Raw genomic sequence first — 18,054 nt, 5'->3', positions numbered from 1 at the left:
CTTAGGCAAGGTACGCCTCCAGGCCGTGCCGGCCACCCTCGCGGCCATAGCCGGACTCCTTGTAACCGCCGAACGGCGACGCCGGGTCGAATTTGTTGAACGTGTTGGCCCAGACCACACCGGCGCGCAGCTTGTCGGCGATGGCCAGGATCCGCGAGCCCTTCTCCGTCCAGACACCGGCGGACAGGCCGTACGGCGTGTTGTTCGCCTTCTCCACCGCCTCGGCCGGGGTCCGGAAGGTCAGCACCGACAGGACCGGCCCGAAGATCTCCTCGCGGGCGATCCGGTGTGCCTGGGTCACCCCGGTGAAGATCGTCGGCGCGAACCAGAACCCGCGCTCGGGCAGTTGGCAGGCGGGCGACCAGCGCTCAGCGCCCTCCGCTCCGCCGATCTCCGACAACTCGGTGATACGCGCCAGCTGCGCGGCGGAGTTGATCGCGCCGATGTCGGTGTTCTTGTCCAGCGGGTCGCCGACCCGCAGCGTGGTCATCCGCCGCTTGAGCGAGGTGAGCAGCTCCTCGGCGATCGACTCCTGCACCAGCAGGCGTGATCCGGCACAGCAGACGTGCCCCTGGTTGAAGAAGATCCCGTTGACGATGCCCTCGACCGCCTGATCGATCGGCGCGTCGTCGAAGACGATGTTCGCCGCCTTGCCGCCCAGCTCCAGTGTCAGCCGCTTCCCGGTGCCGGCCACGGTGCGCGCGATCTCCCGGCCCACCTCGGTGGAGCCGGTGAACGCCACCTTGTCCACGCCCGGGTGGGCGACCAGGTAAGCCCCGGTGTCACCGGCGCCGGTGACGATGTTGACCACGCCCGGCGGCAGCTCGGCCTGCCGGCAGACGTCGGCGAAGAAGAGCGCGGAGAGCGGGGTGGTCTCGGCCGGCTTGAGCACCACGGTGTTGCCGGTGGCCAGCGCGGGCGCGATCTTCCAGGCCAGCATCAGCAGCGGGAAGTTCCACGGGATGACCTGGCCGGCCACGCCGATCGGCCGCGGGTCCGGCCCGAACCCGGCGTACGCCAGCTTGTCCGCCCAGCCCGCGTAGTAGAAGAAGTGCGCGGCGACCAGCGGCAGGTCGACGTCCCGCGATTCCTTGATCGGCTTGCCGTTGTCCAGCGACTCCAGCACGGCCAGCTCGCGGGAGCGCTCCTGGATGATCCGGGCGATCCGGAACAGGTACTTCGCGCGTTCCGCGCCGGGCAGCGCGGACCAGCCGGTGAAGGCGCGCCGGGCGGCGGCGACCGCGCGGTCCACGTCCTCCGTGCCGGCCGAGGCGACCTCGGCGAGGACCTCCTCGGTCGCGGGGTTGACGGTCTTGAAGACGCTGCCGTCCTTGGGCGACGCGAAGTCGCCGTCGATGAACAGCCCGTACGAGTCGGCGATGTCGACGACCGACCTGGATTCCGGTGCTGGGGCGTATTCGAACATGGGTCCCTCAGTCCAGGGTGAAGTAGTCAGGACCGGAGTAGTGCCCGGTGGTGAGCTTGGTGCGCTGCATGAGCAGGTCGTTGAGGAGCGAGGAGGCGCCGAACCGGAACCAGGCCGGGTCGAGCCAGTCGTCGCCGACCGTCTCGTTGATGAGGACGAGGTACTTGATCGCGTCCTTGGTGTTCTTGATGCCACCGGCCGGCTTGACGCCCACCTGCCGCCCGTGCACATCCCGGAAGTCGCGCACCGCCTCCAGCATGACCAGGGTGATCGGCAGCGTCGCGTTCACCGCGACCTTGCCGGTGGAGGTCTTGATGAAGTCGGCGCCGGCCAGCATGGCCAGCCAGGAGGCGCGCCGGATGTTGTCGTACGTCGCCAGCTCGCCCGTCTCCAGGATCACCTTGAGGTGCGCGGCCCCGCAGGCCTCCTTGACGGCCACGATCTCGTCGAACACCTTGCGGTAGTCCCCGGCGAGGAACGCGCCCCGGCTGATCACCATGTCGATCTCGTCGGCACCGGCCGCGACCGCTGCCCTGGTGTCGGCGAGTTTCACCTCGAGCGGCGCCTGGCCGGAGGGGAACGCGGTGGCGACACTGGCCAGGTGGACGCCGGAGCCGGCCAGCGCGGCTGCGGCGACCGGCACCATGGCCGGGTATACGCAGATCGCGCCGACCGAGGGGCAGCTCGGGTCGGCCGGGTCGGGCCGCATCCCCTTGGCGCACAACGCGCGCACCTTGCCGGGTGTGTCGGCGCCTTCCAGCGTGGTCAGGTCGACCATCCTGATGGCCAGGTCGATGGCCTTGGTCTTGGCGCTCGTCTTCACCGATCGGGTGGCGAGCGCGGCAGCCCTTGCTTCGACGCCCACCTTGTCGACCCCGGGGAGGCCGTACAGGTGGGTGCGGAGATCGGACAGCCCGATGGGTGCTGTCGCAGTCATGAGAACGATTCTATGCGACCTGACAGCAATTGATCTTGGGTGAACGGTAGGTTGAGCGCCGTGGACGTCCTAGTAGTAGATCACCCGCTGGCCCAGACCCGGCTCACCGCGATACGTCGGACCGAGACCGAGTCCGGAGTCTTCCGCGCCTCCCTGCACGAGCTCACCACGATGGTGGTCTACGAGGCCGCCCGCCTCTTCGCGATCGAGAAGTTCCCGATCGAGACCCCGGTCGCGCCCACCGAGGGCACCCGGCTGGCCAACCCGCCGCTGATCGTGCCGGTGCTGCGCGCCGGCCTGGGCATGGCCGACGCCGCGCTGGCGCTGCTGCCCGAGTCGTCGATGGGCTTCGTCGGCCTGGCCCGGGACGAGGAGACCCACGAGCCCCGGGCGTACATGGAGTCGCTCCCGGTCGACCTCTCCGGGCAGCCGGTGCTGGTCCTCGACCCGATGCTGGCCACCGGTGGCTCGCTGCTGCACTGCTGCCGGCTGCTCGCCGACCGGGGCTGCACCGACATCATCATCTGCTGCGTGCTGGCCGCTCCCGAGGGCGTCGAGCGCCTGCGGGGCTCCGGTCTGCCGCTGCGCCTGATCACCGCCTCGATCGACGAGGGTCTCAACGAGAAGGCCTACATCGTCCCGGGCCTGGGCGACGCCGGTGACCGCCAGTTCGGCGGCATGCGCAGGTTCTGAGTCTCAGGTCGTCGTGTAGGACCAGGACTGGGCCTTACCCGCCGCGAACGGCATGACGCCGTGGAAGGGCCGGGGATCGTCGGCGAAGACCAGGGGCAGGAAGTGCCGGTCGGACTCCCACATGGGCAGCCGGCCGGCCAGCAGGTCAGACTTTTCCACCCAGTGCAGCGAGCCCTCGTCGTTCGCCACCAGCGGGGTGCCCGACCACTCCGGGATCCGGAACAGGAAGCCGAACCAGTTCTCGCCGTTCCGGCCGAATCCGGGCCAGGAGATCGTCCCCGCCAGCTCCAGTCGCCGGCACTCCAGCCCGGCCTCCTCGGCGACCTCCCGCCGCATCCCGGCCACGACGTCCTCGTTCGGTTCGAGTTTTCCGCCGAGCCCGTTGTAATAACCGAAATGGATGTCGTCCGGTCGGGTGTCTCGCCGAATCATCAATATTCGCGATCCATCTGGTGAGAACACATAACCCAGCGTGGCCAGGATCGCGTGCATGCGCCGTCTCCCCGATTCCGAGAGCTGTGATCAAGTGGAGACGAGAGTAATCCGGTGGCAATGGCGACATGCTGTACTGTGGCCTGCGCCGAACGTCGGCTAAGGCCTGCTGATCACCGCCCCAGTCGCGGAGAACCGGCCGGACGTCGCGGGCGGCCGACCAGTCACCGAGCAATCACTCTCTGTGCAGGAGGAACGCCCATGACGGGCTCCCGTGCAACCATCCCCCCGGCCCGCCCGGTGATCGGCGAGGAAGAAATCGCCGCCGCTGTCCGGGTGCTCCGCAGCGGCATGGTCGTTCAGGGTCCAGAGGTTGCCGCCTTCGAGCAGGAGTTCTCCGCGCTGGTCGAAGGCCGGCACTGCGTCGCGGTCAACTCCGGCACCTCGGCCCTCCAGCTCACCCTGCTGGCGCTGGACATGAAGCCGGGTGACGAGGTCATCGTCCCGTCCTTCTCGTTCGCCGCGACCGCCAACGCGGTTCGCCTGGCCGGCGGTGTCCCGGTCTTCGCCGACATCGAGCCGGGCACCTTCAACCTGGACCCGGACGCGACCGCCGCCGCGATCACCCCGCGCACCGTCGCGATCATGCCGGTCCACCTGTACGGCCAGCCCGCCGCGATGGACCGCATCATGGCGCTCGCCGAGGCGCACAGCCTCGCCGTGGTGGAGGACGCCGCCCAGGCGCACGCCGCGGCCCTGAACGGGAAGCCGGTCGGCAGCTTCGGTCTGGCCGGCTGCTTCAGCTTCTACCCGACGAAGAACATGCACTCGCTCGAGGGCGGCATGATCACCACTGGTGACGCCGAGTTCGCGCGGAAGCTGCGCCTGCTGCGCAACCAGGGCATGGAACAGCGGTACCAGAACGAGATCGTCGGCGCGAACATGCGGCTCACCGACGTGGCCGCCGCGATCGGCCGGGTACAGCTGGGCAAGCTCGACGGCTGGACCGAGAAGCGCCGCTCCAACGCCGCCTACCTGGACGCCAACCTCAAGGGCGTGACCGTCCCGGTCGTCGCCGAGGGCGCCAAGCACGTCTACCACCAGTACACGATCCGGGTGACCGGGGACCGGGACGCGTTCCAGGCCGGGCTCACCGAGCGCGGCGTCGGCAGCGGTGTCTACTACCCGACCCCGATCCACCGTCTGCGGCCGTTCCTGACCGAGGACGGCAGCGTCGGCCCGTGGAAGCTGCCGGAGACCGACAAGGCGGCCGACGAGGTGCTCTCGCTGCCGATCATGCCGAGCCTGACCGACGAGGACCTCGAGCGCATCGTCGAGGCCGTCAACGAGGTGGCCGGGGCATGAGCGAGCTTGCGAGCGAATCAATCAGCTCAGTTGTCAAGGCATGGCGGCGCCGGAGCGAAGCGGAGGTGACGGCATGACCGAGAAGGTGTTGCGTGCTGGTCTGATCGGCCTCGGCGCGATGGGGCGCAACCACGCCCGCGTGCTCAACCTGCTGGACGGCGTCGAACTGGTCGGTGCGGCCGACCCGTCGCCGAACGCGGTCGCCCCGCACGGCGTCCCGGTCGTCCCCGACCTGGAGGCGCTGCTGAAGCTCGGCGTCGACTACGTGGTCGTGGCGTCGCCGACCGGCCTGCACGAGGAGCTGGGCCTGCGCCTGGCCGAGGCCGGCGTGCACGCCCTGATCGAGAAGCCGCTGGCGCCCTCGGTCGAGGCCGCCCGCCGCCTGGTCGACGCGTTCGCCAGCCGTGGCCTGGTCGGCGCGGTCGGGCACATCGAGCGGTACAACCCGGCGCTGCAGAGCCTGCGGTCCCGCCTGGAGGCGGGCGAGCTGGGCGAGATCTACCAGATCGTCACCCGCCGCCAGGGCCCGTTCCCGGGCCGGATCGCCGACGTCGGCGTGGTCATGGACCTCGCCACCCACGACATCGACCTGACCGCCTGGGTCACCGGCCGGCAGTACGAGCAGGTCGCGGCGTTCACCGCGTCCCGCAGCGGTCGCCCGCACGAGGACATGGTCTCCGCGGTGGCCGGCCTGGCCGGTGGCCTGATGGCCAACCACCTGGTGAACTGGCTGAGCCCGTTCAAGGAGCGGTCCACCGTGATCACCGGCGAGCGGGGCAGCTTCGTCGCCGACACGCTCACCGCCGACCTGACCTTCTACGCCAACGGCGCGATCGGCACCGAGTGGGAGGCGCTGCGCGCGTTCCGCGGTGTCGCCGAGGGCGACATGGTGCGGTACGCGATTCCGAAGCGCGAGCCGCTGCTCGTCGAGCACGAGCGCTTCCGCGACGCCGTGGAGGGGAAGCAGAGCGACATCGTCACCCTCCAGCAGGGTATGCGTACGGTCGAGGTGGCCGCCGCCGTGCTGCGCTCCGCGCGTGACGGCAGCACCGTGAACATCTCGGACTACGTTTCCTGAGCAACGAAATCGCCCAAGGCGGTGCTCTGCACCCGCCTTGGGCGATTTTCTGTTTCCGCCGCGGCGAGATCAGCCGGGGCTGTCGGCCGTACCACGCTTGCGCCAGCCGCGGACGATCCTGCCCGGCACCGCGACCATGACCCGGCCGACCCGGTAGGTCGCGGAGGCTCTTAGCTTGGCGTTGTCGCTACGTGCCGCCGCCAGGCGGCGTTCCACTCCGGCGATGGTGGCATCCCGGGCGGCGAGCTCCTTCTCGAGCTGACGGATGCGCTGGTCCTGCTCAGCCACCCGGTCGCCGGCCTCGGCCAGCTTCTGTCGCAGGGGCCGGCCGAGCAGGTCGGTGAACGCTTTCTCGCCGATCAGCCGGAGCAGCGCGCGGAGATCCGGCGTGGCACCGTCGACCACGACCGGCTCATCCGACAGGTAGCCGCGCAGCGGAGCGACCCGGTCGACCCGGGCGGCCAGAACGGCACAGTGCGCTCGGTTCCCCGAATTGTCGATCGGCACCACCTGCAGCACCTGGCAGCCCGCGGCGACCAGTTCGTCGAGCATCTGGTGGTACGGCAGGTCCGGCACCGGCCAGCCCAGCAGCAGCAGTGCCCGGCCGCCCACGGGCAACTCCCGCAGCGCCGGCGCGATCGTCGCCACGTCGACGTGGGAGGCCGGATCGGGCCCCAGCAAGGCGACGACCAGGGTGCCGGCCTCCATCGTCGTGCCGGCCGCGTAGCCCCGGTACTCGGCATCGCTCGGAGCGCGCAGCTGCAACTGCTCCCGCAGCGCCTCGCCGCTCTCGCTCACCTCGACGATCGTCGTCACGTTCTCGAAGAGTGGTAGCAGTTCCCGTACGAGCATGGTCTCCGCCGATCCTCAGCCGATGCGAGTGAAGGTGTAGAACCCGATCGGGCTCCGCCGGAAGCGATACGACTCCCAGCTCTCGAAACGCATACCGCAGGCTTCCAGCAACGGGACATACGTGTTTCGGCCCCGGCAGATCTGGTAGTTGCCGAAGAGGTGGTCGCCGTCCTGGCCCCAGTCGCCGATGATCAGCTTGCCGCCGAGCCGGACCAGCGAGGCCAGGTTGCGGACCGATCGCTCCCACTCCGCGTCGTCCATGATGTGGAAGAGCACGTCGACGGTGAGGACGACGTCGTAGAGCCACGACGTCCGCCACTCGGACAGCCCGCTCTGGTAGTACCGCGGACCACCCCCCAGCTCCCGGCACTGGGCGAGCGCCGCCTCGCTGCGGTCGATGCCGTCGACCTCGTGGCCGAGCTTGGCGAGCTCCCGGCTGAAGTAACCCTTGCCGCAGCCGGCATCGAGCAGGTAGAGCGGCGCGACCCGGTTGTTCTGCAGGCCGATCCGGTCCATCAGCATGCTCAGTCGTCGGAGATAGAACATGGAGTTGGTGGCCTCGTCGTAGGAGACGTCGCCACCCGACCGCAGGTCGGTCAGTCGCTGATGGCGGTCGTTCCAGAACTTGGAGGTCTCCGCGTCGGAGAGCCGTAGCGTCATATCGTGATCCACTTTCGCAGCTGGGGCGGTGAAGTGATCAGGGGCTGACTTGCTTCGGCCTACGGGCGGCGACTAGGAGCCGGAGGGGTCCCGGGGCCGAGTTCAGGAGACGTGGTCCGCGCTCCAGGCCACTCCGATGCGGGACTTCGGGCCGAGCTCGTTCAGCACCGCCACCGCCTCCGGCATGGACCTCTGGTCGGAAACGATGATCCACTCGTACGGTCGTGCCGCGCGCGTGATGTGCTGGGCGATCAACCGGCTGCTCACATCCTTGCGCAGTCGCTTGTGGACCGGCAGGAACGCGCGCCGGTGGAACCGGTCGGCGACCTTCCTCCGGTACGCGCCCACCGCCGAGTTCCCCCGGCGGCCGAACGCCCGCCGCAGCACGAATTCGGGGCCCCGGTAGACCACCAGGCGCTCGAGCCGCCAGAGCAGCTCGTCCCGGTGCAGGAGCGAGGAGTCGAGCACGGTCACACCCGGGGCGAACGGGTCGTTCTTCCACTGCTTGGCCATCGCGACCACGACGGTGGCCGTACCGCCGTCCGCGACCACCTTGGCGGATTCCTCCACCACCGCTCGCCTGCGGGCCGCGCCCAGGGCCAGGAACAGAACATTCACTCGAACCACACCCGGTGATGCATCTTGGCCACGGCGGGATATCCGTAGCGTTCGTCGAGGGTCCGCTGGGCCTTGTCCAGGTCGAGCCCGTGGGGGAAGCGGTCACGCAGGCGCTGATAGCCCTCGACCAGGGAGGTGTCGCCCTCCTCGACGGCGACCAGTTCGCCGGCGGCCTCCTCGATCCCGGCGAGCGTCTCCTCCGGGCCGCCGCAGCGGGTGATCAGCACCGGCATCCCGGCGGCCACGGCCTCGACCACGGTCACGCCGAAGCTCTCCCACCGGCTGGCGTGCACCAGCAGGTCGTGCTCCCGCATCAGCTGCAGCGCGACCTCGGGGGCGACCGAGCCGAGGAAGGTGACCGCGCTCTGCAGGCCGAGCTCCTCGACCCGCGCGCGCAGCTCACCCTCCAGCTCACCGTCGCCGACGATGGTGAGGGTCAGCTCCGGGTGCTCGGCGTGGCACTTCGCGAACGCCTCCAGCAGCCAGGTGACGCCCTTGCGGGGGATCAGGCTGCCGGCGTAGAACCAGCGACGCAGTTCGGTGACCGGCTCCGGCCGTGGCAGGCCGAAGTTGATCGGGTTGGCGACCAGACTGACCTTGGCGGCGTGCCGGGGGAGCGCCTTCAGCAGCACGTCCCGGGTGCCGTCGCCGACCACGAACAGGTGCTCACAGCGATCCAGCACCTTGTCGTACATCTCCCGGGCCTCGGGCTCGTCGAGCAACTGCTCCAGGAAGCTGGCGTGCTCGGTGATGAAGAGCCGGGTCTCCGGGCGCAGATTGTCGAGCACCGCCCAGCCGCTCGGCAGCGCCTCGTGCACATGGACCACGGCCGCGTCGATGGGCGCACCGCCGAACGCGGCGTTCAGCGTGGCCGCGTGCCGTTTCGCGACGTAGGCGAAGTCGCCTCCGACGGGCATCGGCACCGGTAGATAGTTGAGTGTGGCGCCGCCGGCCGTCGGCGAGGTCTGCTTCGAACGGGGCAGCAGCGCCAGGTGCGCCTCGGTGATGGCCGCGTCCTCGGCGTCGGAAACCCGAGCCGACCACCGGTCGCCGTGGATGACCGTCATCGAGTCACAGCCGGGCGCGGTCGCCTCGACCATGGTCTGCACGAAGGCCCCACGGAACGGCCACATCTGGGTCGGGTACCAGGGCGTGACGACGGTGACGTGCCGGTTGCCCGGCGGCACACTCATCGGGCGGCCTGCGGCAGCGATTCGGCGGGGGCCGCGGCGGCGGCCGGCTCGACCGGCGTGGCGACCGGGGCGGCGGCCGGCAGCAGTCCGGCGTAGACACCGTCCAGCACGGCGGCCTGTGCCTCCCAGGTCCAGCTCTGCAGCAGGTTGTCCTTGTCGTACGCGGCGCGGTACTTGTCCGGGTCGGCCAGCACCAGGCGAACCACGCGGACGAAGTCGTCGAGGTCCTCCGCCTTGAAGACCTCACCCTGGCCGGTGGAGCGCACCATCTCGGCCATCGTCCGGATATCGCTGGTGATCAGCGGCAGCCGGGCGTGGGAGTACTCGAAGAACTTGTTGCTCAGCGCGATCTCGTGGTTGGGCAGGTGGTGCAGGGGGCTGACCGCCGCGTCCCCGGCGCGCAGGTAGTCGGAGACCTGCCAGTGCGGGACGTACGGCAGCGCGTGCACGCGGTCGGCCACACCCAGCGACGCGGCCCGTTCCATGACCTGCTCGACCGCCGGGTTCTTACCGTTCGGGTGCACCGAGACCATCGCCAGGTGCACCTCCGGCAGGTGCGGCAGCGCGTCGATGATGATGTCGACGCCCCGCACCGGGGTGATACCGCCGACGTAGGTCAGCAGTGGCACGTCCGCCCCGATGCCGCAGTCGGCCCGCAGGTCGGGCACCGCCGCCGCGCTCTCGTCCGCGGCGGGCGCCTGCACCGGCGCGTTCATCACCACGTTGGGCCTGGTGGCCAGCTTGTGCTCCTGCTTGAGCAGGTCGGCGAGGGACGGCGAGACGGTCACCACGGCGTCCGCGTACGGCGCGAACTCGGCCTCGTGTGCGGTGATCGCGGGCAGCCAGAGGCGGTGGAACTTGGGCACCAGCCCGGGGGCGTACTCGTGCGCGTCCCAGACCAGCTTGGTCTTGCGGCCCTTGGCCTGGGCGCGGAGCTTGGCGCGTGCCCCGACCCCGAGCATCCGGAAGTCGTTCGCGTGGATGATGTCGGGCTCGAGCTTGTCGATGACGCTGCGGAACGCCAGCTCCCACTGCCACAGCGACGGGTCGAAACGGCGCCAGGCCCGGTTGCCCATGGTCTTCTTCCAGAACCACGGCGGGATCCGGTTGAACAGCGCGCTGCTGTCCCGGCGGGCGGCACGCAGCTTCATCGTCTCGCGGGCCCGCAGGCGCGTCCACAGGCTCAGGAACTTGTCGGTGACCCGGACCGGGAGGAGTGCAGCCTTGCCCAGGGCGTGCGCGGCCGCCGAACCGCCGGCCCGGCGCTTGCTGTTCAGCAGCGCGAAACGGGTGGTGAGGTCGGCCTGCCGGGCCTTGATCAGCTCGATCCGGTAGGCCAGCTCCTTGCCCGGCGGGTAGGAGAGCGGCCGGCGCCAGCTGCGGCGCCACGCGCTCGGCTGCACGGAGAGCTTGTCGTCCACCGGCACGAGGCGCACCTCGGCGTCGCCGATCTTCCAGGTCTCGAGCGGCGAGTCACGGCGCTCCCCGAGCAGGAACACCTCCCACCCGGCCGCGGCCATCGAGCGCGCTTCCTTCTGCACCCGGGAATCGCCCCGCACGTCATTGTCGACGAGCATGACAACGCGGCCACGCTTGATCGGGGGCTGATCGGCGGGCATAGGGGATCCTCCTGGGGAACACGGTCTGGCGCGGCTCGCGGGAATGCTACCCCGCTTGGCCGCCGCGACGGCGGCGCAGGGCGTGCGCGCGAGGGTCGGGCTGGGGCCGGGCGAAGACCCGCGCCAGCCGGATCGTTCCGGCGGCCTGATACCGCGCGGCGCAGAGGTCGTCCTACCCCGATTCACCAGCGATGATCTGCCGTTGCGACGCCTTCGCGCGGAGCGTGGAAAAGGTACAGGTACCGGTGAGCCGGTCGGGATCGAGGACGCGCCGGACGCGCTCGTCGCCGGGCCCCGACGGCTGCGGGCCGGCATGGCCGGGGCGCACACCGGCGCCGTAGTCGACGACCGCTACGGTTACGCCGCGGTCGCGCGTGGGTACCAGGCCGCTGGTTCGACTCGATGCACTCCGGACACGCCGGATAAGGACTCGCCATGCACGTACTGTTCCCGGCTCCTGGAGCCGGCCGTCGGCGTGCCGTATCCGAGGAGGCCGCCGGGTCGTTGGACATGGCGACCACGCTGTGGTGAGGGTCACAAGCCCGTCCGCTCGGGGTGTGCCGCCGCCGCGCCGGCCCCTACCGGCCGAGAAGGCCCTGCTCCACAGGGTCCCGGCCGGGGCTGCGAAGGTGGTCGGGCGGGCCCTGAAACGGTGGGCCGACGTGTACGAGAAACGGGCCGCCGACCGGCTGCGCCGCACGGCGCTCCTCCCCGCGTACCGGAAGGCTTGGCCGAACCGACCGAAGGAAGCCTCGACTACAGCCGTTCGAGGGCGAGAGCCCTACGATGCTTTTGTGGTGACTGACCCGGCCTTGTTCCCGGTCGCCCGGGAGCCGATCGGCTCGGAGCGGGTCGTATCCCGCATCGACCAGTTGCTCACGCAGGCTGATTCCCCCCAGCCTACGGATCGTAAAGGAAGGGTATGACCTTCAGCAGACCGAAGGCACCGCGGCTGCTCTATATCGCCTTCTACTTCCCGCCGTCGCGGGCTAGTGGCGTATACCGGGCTCGCGCAACCGCCAACCACTTCGCCGCAGCCGGCTGGGACGTGACGGTCTTGGCAGCACCGTTGCGCTTCCTCTATGAGGTGATCGGCTCGGTCGACGAGAAGCTCTCCGAGACCGTCGACCCGCGGATCCACGTGGAACGCCCCGAGCTGGACCTGACCCGCTGGGAAAGCGACCTGCGCAGCATGAGCTGGCTGCAGGGCACCCTGCCGAGGACCGCGGTGCGGCTGCACAAGTGGCGCGAGGAGCGCTACTTCCCCGAGCAGTACGTGTCCTGGGCGCGCAACTGCGTGGCAACGGCGGTCGAGGCGCACAACCGGGAGCCGTTCGACGCGGTGCTGTCCACCGGTAACCCGTTCGCCGCGTTCGCGTCGGCGTGGGAGATCCACAAGGCGACCGGCGTTCCGTACGTCGCGGACTACCGGGACTCCTGGACGCTGGACCTGTTCAGCGACGAGCCGGCGTTCCCGCCCAAGCACCCGGCCTGGGCCTGGGAGCAGCGGATCATCGGCGACTCGAGCCACACCGTGTTCGTGAACGACGCGCTGCGGGCCTGGCACGCTGACCGGTACCCGAAGGCGGCCGAGCGGATGATGGTCGTCCCGAACGGCTGGGACCCGGACCTGCTGGACGTCGGGCCGACCACCGGCGCGTCGAAGGAGGACCGCCCGCTGCGCTTCGGCTACCTCGGCACGGTCACCGCGAAGCAGCCGGTCGCCGAGATGGCCGAGGCGTTCCGTCAGGCCCGGGAGTACCCGGAGCTGCTCGACGCCGAGCTCAACATCCATGGCCACCTGGGCTTCTTCCAGACCAGCCATGCCGGCTTCCTGCCGCTGCTGGGCCTGGATCTGAACGGCGAGCCCGACCCGGAGCTGGACCATGGCCTGCGCCTGCGCGGCCCGGTCTCCAAGACCGAGGTCGCCGGGGTCTACGAGCACAACGACGTCCTGGTCTTCCTGGCCGCCGGCGGTAAGTACGTGACCTCCGGCAAGATCTTCGAGTACATGGCGACCGGCAAGCCGATCGTCTCGGTGCACGCCCCGGAGATCGCCGCCCGTGAGGTGCTGGAGGGTTATCCCCTCTGGTTCACGGCGGACAGCCTGGAGCCGGGCCTGGTCGCCAAGGCGATGGTCGAGGCGGGCCGGGCGGCTCGCGCGCTCACGCCGCAGCAGCAGGCCGAGGCCCGGGCATACGCGGACCGCTTCCAGCGGGACGCCCTTCTCGACCCGTTGGAAGCGGCGATCCGGGCCACGGTGCGCCGGCCGCTCCCCGTCCGGGAGGTGAACCATGGCTGAGCCGACCGCGACCCGGCCCCGCGTCGTTCTGCTGACGCTGACCTACAAGCTCCCCGACCGGGTGCAGTCCTACATCTCGGACCTGACCGGTGCCGGCGTCCGGGTCGACCTGCTGGTCACCGAGCGCCGGACGGTGGAGGACATCGAGCTCGACGAAGAGCTGGTCAAGGTCCACCACGTGTTCGAAGACAGCGAGATGTACGGCTACCCCCTGCGCTGGGTCGAGCGTCGAGTGCTCTTCGACGTGCCGACCAAGGTCTTCACCAAGACCCGGGAGGTGACCCGCAACGGCGAGCGCATGCAGGTGCTGGACAAGACCGCTCTGAAGGTGCGGCAGGGCCAGGCGGCCGTGTCGCAGGGCGTCCACCACGGGCTCTTCTGGCCGGTGTTCCAGCGGGCGCGGCCGCTGCTGCTGATGTCTCGGGCCAGGAAGGCGCTGCGGGGCATCGACGTCGCCGGCGCGGACCGGATCGTCGCCGCCGACTCGGCGGTCGTGCCGCTCGCCTGGCGGCTCGCCAAGCGGTACCCGAACATCCAGGCGACCACCGCACTGGATCGCAAGCCCTGGGTGAAGTGACCTGGTGAAGACGAACGAGGGGGCGGCCACCGGCCGCCCCCTCGTTTTTCTCCTCAGCTGCTCAGCGGACGTTCGCCGCCAGGACCTCGACGACCCGGTGCGCGGCGCGGCCGTCACCGTAGGGCTCGCCCCGCTCGAACGCCGGCGCCGGGCGGGTGGCCAGCTCACGCCACGCGGCGGAGTCCAGCTCGGCCGGGTTCGGCACGAGGTGGTTCCAGCCGTCGGCCAGGGTCTCCACCCACTCGGTCTCGGTGCGCAGCGTGGTGCACGGCTTGCCGAGCAGGTAAGCCTCCTTCTGCAGGCCACCGGAGTCGGTCACGACGCCGGCCGAGCCGAGCACCGCGGCGACCATCGCCGAGTACGGCAGCGGCTGACCCGGGTGCAGCGCACCCTGCGCCAGCTTGAGGCCCTGCGACTGGGCGCGGGCCAGCAGCCGCGGGTGGGCCAGCAGGGCCACCGGCACGGGCAGCTCGGCCAGCGCGCCGACCAGGGCGGCGAGCCGCTCCGGGTCGTCGGTGTTCTCGGCCCGGTGCAGGGTGGCCACCAGGTACGGCTGCGTCGGGTCGATGCCCTCGGGCAGTTCCGGCGCCTGACCCAGACCGGCCAGCACGTCGTCGCGGACCTTGTAGCAGACGTCGACCATGACGTCGCCGACCAGCTCGGTGCGCTCGCCCAGGCCCTCGCCGCGCAGGTGCCGCACGGCCTCCTCGGTCGGCGCCAGCAGCAGGTCGGCGGCGTGGTCGGTGAGCACCCGGTTGTGCTCCTCGGGCATCGCCCGGTTGAACGAGCGCAGGCCCGCTTCCAGGTGCGCGACCGGGATGTGCATCTTCACCGCGGAGACGGCGCCGGCCAGCGTCGAGTTGGTGTCGCCGTAGACCAGGACCCAGTCCGGCTTCTCCCGCTCCAGCACCGGGTCCATGGCGCTGAGCACGGCACCCGTCTGCACGCCGTGGCTACCGGAGCCGACGCCCAGGTGCACGTCCGGGTCGGGGATGCCGAGACCGGAGAAGAAGACGTCGGACAGGTTGTGGTCGTAGTGCTGCCCGGTGTGCACGATGACGTGCTCGTGCGGCGTGGCGGCGAAGGCGGCGGCGATGGGCGCCAGCTTGACCAGCTGGGGGCGAGCGCCGACCACGCTCAGGACCTTCATGATGGTGGTCTCCACGGGTTCGTCGGTGAGGTCGCCCGCCACCCTAGTGGATGGCGCGGATTTCCGATCTGCCTGTCCGCCGAGGGGCTCGGCGAAAGCCGAGGACGATGCGCCGCTGGGTTCCTGGCCAGGTTACTGCAGATCCGACCGTGTTTACCGGGGCACAACGACAATGCGGCGCCCCGGCTGAGCTTTCCCAAGGTGTCCGCTACCACGGGTTCGGTGCGCTACCGGCGTGGCCTACTCTTCTACGTGGTCACCGTCAAGCTGGACGACCGTTCGCGGCTCACGATGTAGATCAACACCGCGTCGGTCAATACGTTCGGGGCGAGACGTTTCGCCGGCCGCCTGGTCCGGAAGCTGTATCGGCGCTAGCCCCGCCAAGGAGGAAAGACTCTCGCATGAAGATCTGTGTCGTCGCCCTGGGCAAGATCGGGCTGCCGCTCGCCGTTCAGTTCGCCTCCAAGGGGCACACCGTGATCGGCGCGGACGTGTCCGAGCCGACCGTGCGCAAGGTGAACGCCGGCGAGGTCCCGTTCCCGGGCGAGGCCGACCTTGACGTCAAGCTGAAGGAGGCCGTCAGCGCCGGCCTGCTCACCGCGACCACCGACACCGCGGCCGCGGTCGCGGAGTCCGAGGCGGTCGTCGTGGTCGTGCCGCTCTTCGTGGACGGGGACGGCAAGCCGGACTTCGGCTGGATGGAGTCGGCCACCCGGGACATCGCCCGTGGCCTGCGCCCGGGCACGCTGGTCAGCTACGAGACCACGCTGCCGGTCGGCACCACCCGCAACCGCTGGGCGCCGCTGCTGCAGGAGGGCTCCGGCCTGGTCGCCGGCGAGGACTTCCACCTGGTCTTCAGCCCGGAGCGGGTGCTCACCGGCCGGGTCTTCGCCGACCTGCGCAAGTACCCGAAGCTGGTGGGCGGCGTGAACGAGGCGTCGGCCGAGCGTGGTGTCTCGTTCTACGAGGCGGTGCTGGACTTCGACGAGCGTGCGGACCTTTCGCGCGGCAACGGCGTCTGGGACCTGGGCAACGCCGAGGCGGCCGAGCTGGCGAAGCTGGCCGAGACCACGTACCGGGACGTCAACATCGGGCTGGCCAACCAGTTCGCGCGGTTCGCCGACACCGTCGGCATCGACGTGAACCTGGTCATCGACGCCTGCAACACCCAGCCGTACAGCCACATCCACCGGCCGGGCATCGCGGTCGGCGGGCACTGCATCCCGGTCTACCCGCGGCTCTACCTGTGGAACGACCCGACCGCCACGGTGGTCCGGGCGGCCCGCGAGGCGAACGCGGACATGCCGTCGTACGCGGTGGACCTGCTCGCCGCCGCCGTCGGTGACCTGAGCGGCCGCAGCGTGCTGGTGCTCGGCGCGGCGTACCGGGGCGGCGTGAAGGAGACGGCGTTCTCCGGCGTCTTCCCGACCGTCGAGGAGCTGAAGCGGCGCGGCGCCACGCCGTACGTCTCGGACCCGATGTACACCGCCGACGAGCTGGTCGCGCACGGCCTGCCCGCGTGGGGCGGCGAGGCGGTCGACTCCGCGATCGTGCAGGCCGACCACGCCGAGTACCGCACGCTCACCCCGGCCGACCTGCCGGGCGTCGAGGTGGTCGTGGACGGTCGCCGGGTCACCGACCCCGAGCGTCTCGGCTCGATCCGCCGGGTCGTCATCGGCGGCTGAGGTCGTACCCGGGAAATCGGGTCTTGAAGTGATTGACGAGGCCCCCGGCGCGTGCCGGGGGCCTCGGTCAGTCTCAGGGACGCGGCGCGGAGGGGTCCCGGCTGACGACGTTGCCCTTCTCGTCCACCCAGCCCTTGGGCCGGGCCGGGTTGCCGGCCACCAGCTGGTAGGGCTCGACGTTCTTGGTCACCACCGAGCCGGCCGCGATCATCGCGAACTCGCCCACCTCGATGCCGCAGATCAGCGTCGCGTTGGCGCCGATCGAGGCGCCCCGGCGGACCAGGGTCGGGGTGATCGTCCAGTCCGGGTTCTGCGCGCGCGGCCGGAAGTCGTTGGTGAAGACGGCGCAGGGGCCGACGAACACCTCGTCCTCGATCGTCACGCCCTGGTAGACCGAGACGTTGTTCTGAATCTTGACCCGGCTGCCGACCACGGCGTTCGCGTCCAGGTAGACGTTGCGACCGATGACGCAGTCGTCTCCGACGGTCGCGCTGGAACGCACGTGCGCGAGGTGCCAGACCTTGGTGCCGGCACCGAGCCGGGCGCCGTCCTCCACGTCCGCCGACGGGTGGATGAACGGCTCGGTTGAGTTGGAGTTCATGCAGGCAAGTGTCGCTCTTGCTGGTTACGGGGGCGCAACCGGTCCGGTCGTCGGCCCTGGCCCAGTGGCCACATACCACCGAGCGGCCGAACACGAAAGCCGGTCGACTGGCCGCTGGCGGTGGAGCGCGGAGCCGTTATGTTTTCTCCATGACCTCCATCCCGCTCGCCGAGGAACTTCTACTTCTTGCGTACGACGATCAGACGGGCAAGGCGACCGGCTCGCGGATCGGGCTCGATCTCGGCATGGCGGCGGCTGTGCTGATCGATCTCGCGCTGGCGGGCCGGATCGCCTACATCGACGGCTACCTGCAGGTCAAGAACGCGACGCCGACCGGGGACGCGATCGCCGACGCCGTGCTCACCAAGGTGGCCGGCGACCCGCCGCACACGCCCGCCCAGTGGTTGCAGCGTCTGCGGCACCGGCTGCGCATCCGGGTCCTGGAGGACCTGTGCGCCCGCGGGGTGGTGAAGGACGTGGACGAGACCCAGCTCGATTACATCCACGTGCACCGTTACCCGACGGCGGACCCGGCGTTCGAGGCCGAGATCCGGGAGCGTCTGGCCACGGCGCTGACCACCGACACCGCACCCGACGAGCGGACCGCCGCGCTGGCCACCCTGCTCTCCGCGGCGCGCATGGAGCCGGCCCTGAAGCTCCCCGACGACCAGATCGAGCAGGCGCACCGCCGGCTCGAGGCCATCGCCGCCGGGGCCGGTTTCGCCGGCGGCGCCAGCATGGAGGACTCCATCGTGCGCCCCAGCGTCGCGCTGGTGGTCGCCACCCTGGGCAAGGCCATCTCGGCCGCGCTCGGCACGCCGAAGCCCTCCTGATCCCCACCCGCCGCGATCGTCGGCGAAACACGC

Annotated in this window: 17 protein-coding genes; 7 read left to right on the top strand and 10 right to left on the bottom strand. The window is 70.3% G+C overall.

Annotation, left to right across the window (positions count from 1 at the left end):
• Position 1: 1 nt before the first annotated feature.
• A complete protein-coding gene (locus CHC09_RS04645) occupies positions 2-1,426 on the bottom strand; it encodes an aldehyde dehydrogenase family protein (protein WP_089291646.1) in 1,425 nt (474 codons plus the stop codon).
• Positions 1,427-1,433: 7 nt separating this feature from the next.
• A complete protein-coding gene (gene deoC, locus CHC09_RS04640; RefSeq protein WP_089291645.1) occupies positions 1,434-2,363 on the bottom strand; it encodes a deoxyribose-phosphate aldolase in 930 nt (309 codons plus the stop codon).
• 60 nt (positions 2,364-2,423) lie between these two features.
• Here deoC and upp point away from each other — a divergent pair, with 60 nt between their 5' ends.
• Positions 2,424-3,056 (top strand): uracil phosphoribosyltransferase, encoded by a 633-nt coding sequence (gene upp, locus CHC09_RS04635; RefSeq protein WP_089291644.1) that lies wholly within the window; start codon positions 2,424-2,426, stop codon positions 3,054-3,056.
• Positions 3,057-3,059: 3 nt separating this feature from the next.
• On the opposite strand, the gene CHC09_RS04630 is transcribed toward upp, so the two are convergent.
• Positions 3,060-3,548 carry an NUDIX hydrolase gene (locus CHC09_RS04630; RefSeq protein ID WP_089291643.1) on the bottom strand — a complete coding sequence of 163 codons (489 nt, stop codon included), beginning with the start codon at positions 3,546-3,548 and terminating at the stop codon, positions 3,060-3,062.
• 201 nt (positions 3,549-3,749) lie between these two features.
• On the opposite strand from CHC09_RS04630, the gene CHC09_RS04625 reads away from it, so the two are divergent.
• On the top strand, positions 3,750-4,853 hold the full coding sequence (locus tag CHC09_RS04625; protein ID WP_089291642.1) for a DegT/DnrJ/EryC1/StrS family aminotransferase: 1,104 nt from the start codon (positions 3,750-3,752) through the stop codon (positions 4,851-4,853).
• 73 nt (positions 4,854-4,926) lie between these two features.
• Positions 4,927-5,931 (top strand): Gfo/Idh/MocA family protein, encoded by a 1,005-nt coding sequence (locus CHC09_RS04620; RefSeq protein WP_089291641.1) that lies wholly within the window; start codon positions 4,927-4,929, stop codon positions 5,929-5,931.
• Positions 5,932-6,000: 69 nt separating this feature from the next.
• On the opposite strand, the gene CHC09_RS04615 is transcribed toward CHC09_RS04620, so the two are convergent.
• From CHC09_RS04615 to CHC09_RS04595, 5 genes are all read right to left on the bottom strand, one after another.
• Positions 6,001-6,783, bottom strand: a complete 783-nt coding sequence (locus CHC09_RS04615; RefSeq protein ID WP_089291640.1) for a hypothetical protein — start codon at positions 6,781-6,783, stop codon at positions 6,001-6,003.
• 15 nt (positions 6,784-6,798) lie between these two features.
• Positions 6,799-7,443: a class I SAM-dependent methyltransferase gene (locus tag CHC09_RS04610; protein ID WP_089291639.1), complete on the bottom strand. Its 645-nt coding sequence runs from the start codon at positions 7,441-7,443 to the stop codon at positions 6,799-6,801.
• Positions 7,444-7,545: 102 nt separating this feature from the next.
• Positions 7,546-8,061 carry a hypothetical protein gene (locus CHC09_RS04605; RefSeq protein WP_089291638.1) on the bottom strand — a complete coding sequence of 172 codons (516 nt, stop codon included), beginning with the start codon at positions 8,059-8,061 and terminating at the stop codon, positions 7,546-7,548.
• On the bottom strand, positions 8,058-9,254 hold the full coding sequence (locus CHC09_RS04600) for a glycosyltransferase (protein ID WP_239137976.1): 1,197 nt from the start codon (positions 9,252-9,254) through the stop codon (positions 8,058-8,060). Before CHC09_RS04600 ends, CHC09_RS04605 begins: the two co-directional genes overlap by 4 nt.
• The gene (locus CHC09_RS04595) at positions 9,251-10,873 is read right to left on the bottom strand and encodes a glycosyltransferase family 4 protein (protein ID WP_239137978.1); all 1,623 of its coding nucleotides are present in this window, start codon (positions 10,871-10,873) and stop codon (positions 9,251-9,253) included. The genes CHC09_RS04600 and CHC09_RS04595 overlap by 4 nt, the downstream gene beginning before the upstream one ends.
• A gap of 922 nt (positions 10,874-11,795) precedes the next feature.
• On the opposite strand from CHC09_RS04595, the gene CHC09_RS04590 reads away from it, so the two are divergent.
• Together CHC09_RS04590 and CHC09_RS04585 are read left to right on the top strand one after the other, a co-directional pair.
• A complete protein-coding gene (locus CHC09_RS04590; protein ID WP_089291637.1) occupies positions 11,796-13,175 on the top strand; it encodes a glycosyltransferase in 1,380 nt (459 codons plus the stop codon).
• Complete coding sequence (locus CHC09_RS04585) at positions 13,168-13,752, top strand: hypothetical protein (RefSeq protein ID WP_089291636.1); 585 nt, start codon at positions 13,168-13,170, stop codon at positions 13,750-13,752. Before CHC09_RS04590 ends, CHC09_RS04585 begins: the two co-directional genes overlap by 8 nt.
• A 61-nt stretch (positions 13,753-13,813) precedes the next feature.
• Here the strand turns inward: CHC09_RS04585 and wecB are convergent, their stop codons facing one another.
• The gene (gene wecB, locus CHC09_RS04580; protein ID WP_089291855.1) at positions 13,814-14,902 is read right to left on the bottom strand and encodes a non-hydrolyzing UDP-N-acetylglucosamine 2-epimerase; all 1,089 of its coding nucleotides are present in this window, start codon (positions 14,900-14,902) and stop codon (positions 13,814-13,816) included.
• A 401-nt stretch (positions 14,903-15,303) separates the two neighbouring features.
• Between wecB and CHC09_RS04575 the strand changes: the two genes are divergently transcribed.
• Entirely contained in the window at positions 15,304-16,587 is a 1,284-nt protein-coding gene (locus CHC09_RS04575; RefSeq protein ID WP_089291635.1) for a nucleotide sugar dehydrogenase, read from the top strand.
• A gap of 73 nt (positions 16,588-16,660) precedes the next feature.
• On the opposite strand, the gene CHC09_RS04570 is transcribed toward CHC09_RS04575, so the two are convergent.
• A complete protein-coding gene (locus CHC09_RS04570; protein WP_089291634.1) occupies positions 16,661-17,188 on the bottom strand; it encodes an acyltransferase in 528 nt (175 codons plus the stop codon).
• A gap of 149 nt (positions 17,189-17,337) precedes the next feature.
• On the opposite strand from CHC09_RS04570, the gene CHC09_RS04565 reads away from it, so the two are divergent.
• On the top strand, positions 17,338-18,021 hold the full coding sequence (locus CHC09_RS04565; RefSeq protein ID WP_089291633.1) for a GOLPH3/VPS74 family protein: 684 nt from the start codon (positions 17,338-17,340) through the stop codon (positions 18,019-18,021).
• The last annotated feature ends 33 nt before the right edge of the window (positions 18,022-18,054 follow it).

The sequence above is a fragment of the Actinoplanes regularis genome (assembly GCF_900188005.1).
Classification (GTDB): Bacteria; Actinomycetota; Actinomycetes; order Mycobacteriales; family Micromonosporaceae; genus Actinoplanes; species Actinoplanes regularis.
This window is presented reverse-complemented; position numbering and strand designations above follow the sequence as displayed.

What these genes read in the sequence shown, in the direction of transcription:
- CHC09_RS04575 (WP_089291635.1), top strand. Translation starts at nt 15,304, where the DNA reads ATGAAGATCTGTGTCGTCGCCCTGGGCAAGATCGGGCTGCCGCTCGCC.
- CHC09_RS04565 (WP_089291633.1), top strand. Translation starts at nt 17,338, where the DNA reads ATGACCTCCATCCCGCTCGCCGAGGAACTTCTACTTCTTGCGTACGAC.
- CHC09_RS04585 (WP_089291636.1), top strand. Translation starts at nt 13,168, where the DNA reads ATGGCTGAGCCGACCGCGACCCGGCCCCGCGTCGTTCTGCTGACGCTG.
- CHC09_RS04645 (WP_089291646.1), bottom strand. Translation starts at nt 1,426, where the DNA reads ATGTTCGAATACGCCCCAGCACCGGAATCCAGGTCGGTCGTCGACATC.
- CHC09_RS04595 (WP_239137978.1), bottom strand. Translation starts at nt 10,873, where the DNA reads ATGCCCGCCGATCAGCCCCCGATCAAGCGTGGCCGCGTTGTCATGCTC.
- CHC09_RS04615 (WP_089291640.1), bottom strand. Translation starts at nt 6,783, where the DNA reads ATGCTCGTACGGGAACTGCTACCACTCTTCGAGAACGTGACGACGATC.
- wecB (WP_089291855.1), bottom strand. Translation starts at nt 14,902, where the DNA reads ATGAAGGTCCTGAGCGTGGTCGGCGCTCGCCCCCAGCTGGTCAAGCTG.
- CHC09_RS04570 (WP_089291634.1), bottom strand. Translation starts at nt 17,188, where the DNA reads ATGAACTCCAACTCAACCGAGCCGTTCATCCACCCGTCGGCGGACGTG.
- CHC09_RS04610 (WP_089291639.1), bottom strand. Translation starts at nt 7,443, where the DNA reads ATGACGCTACGGCTCTCCGACGCGGAGACCTCCAAGTTCTGGAACGAC.
- CHC09_RS04620 (WP_089291641.1), top strand. Translation starts at nt 4,927, where the DNA reads ATGACCGAGAAGGTGTTGCGTGCTGGTCTGATCGGCCTCGGCGCGATG.
- CHC09_RS04630 (WP_089291643.1), bottom strand. Translation starts at nt 3,548, where the DNA reads ATGCACGCGATCCTGGCCACGCTGGGTTATGTGTTCTCACCAGATGGA.
- CHC09_RS04600 (WP_239137976.1), bottom strand. Translation starts at nt 9,254, where the DNA reads ATGAGTGTGCCGCCGGGCAACCGGCACGTCACCGTCGTCACGCCCTGG.
- CHC09_RS04625 (WP_089291642.1), top strand. Translation starts at nt 3,750, where the DNA reads ATGACGGGCTCCCGTGCAACCATCCCCCCGGCCCGCCCGGTGATCGGC.
- CHC09_RS04590 (WP_089291637.1), top strand. Translation starts at nt 11,796, where the DNA reads ATGACCTTCAGCAGACCGAAGGCACCGCGGCTGCTCTATATCGCCTTC.
- deoC (WP_089291645.1), bottom strand. Translation starts at nt 2,363, where the DNA reads ATGACTGCGACAGCACCCATCGGGCTGTCCGATCTCCGCACCCACCTG.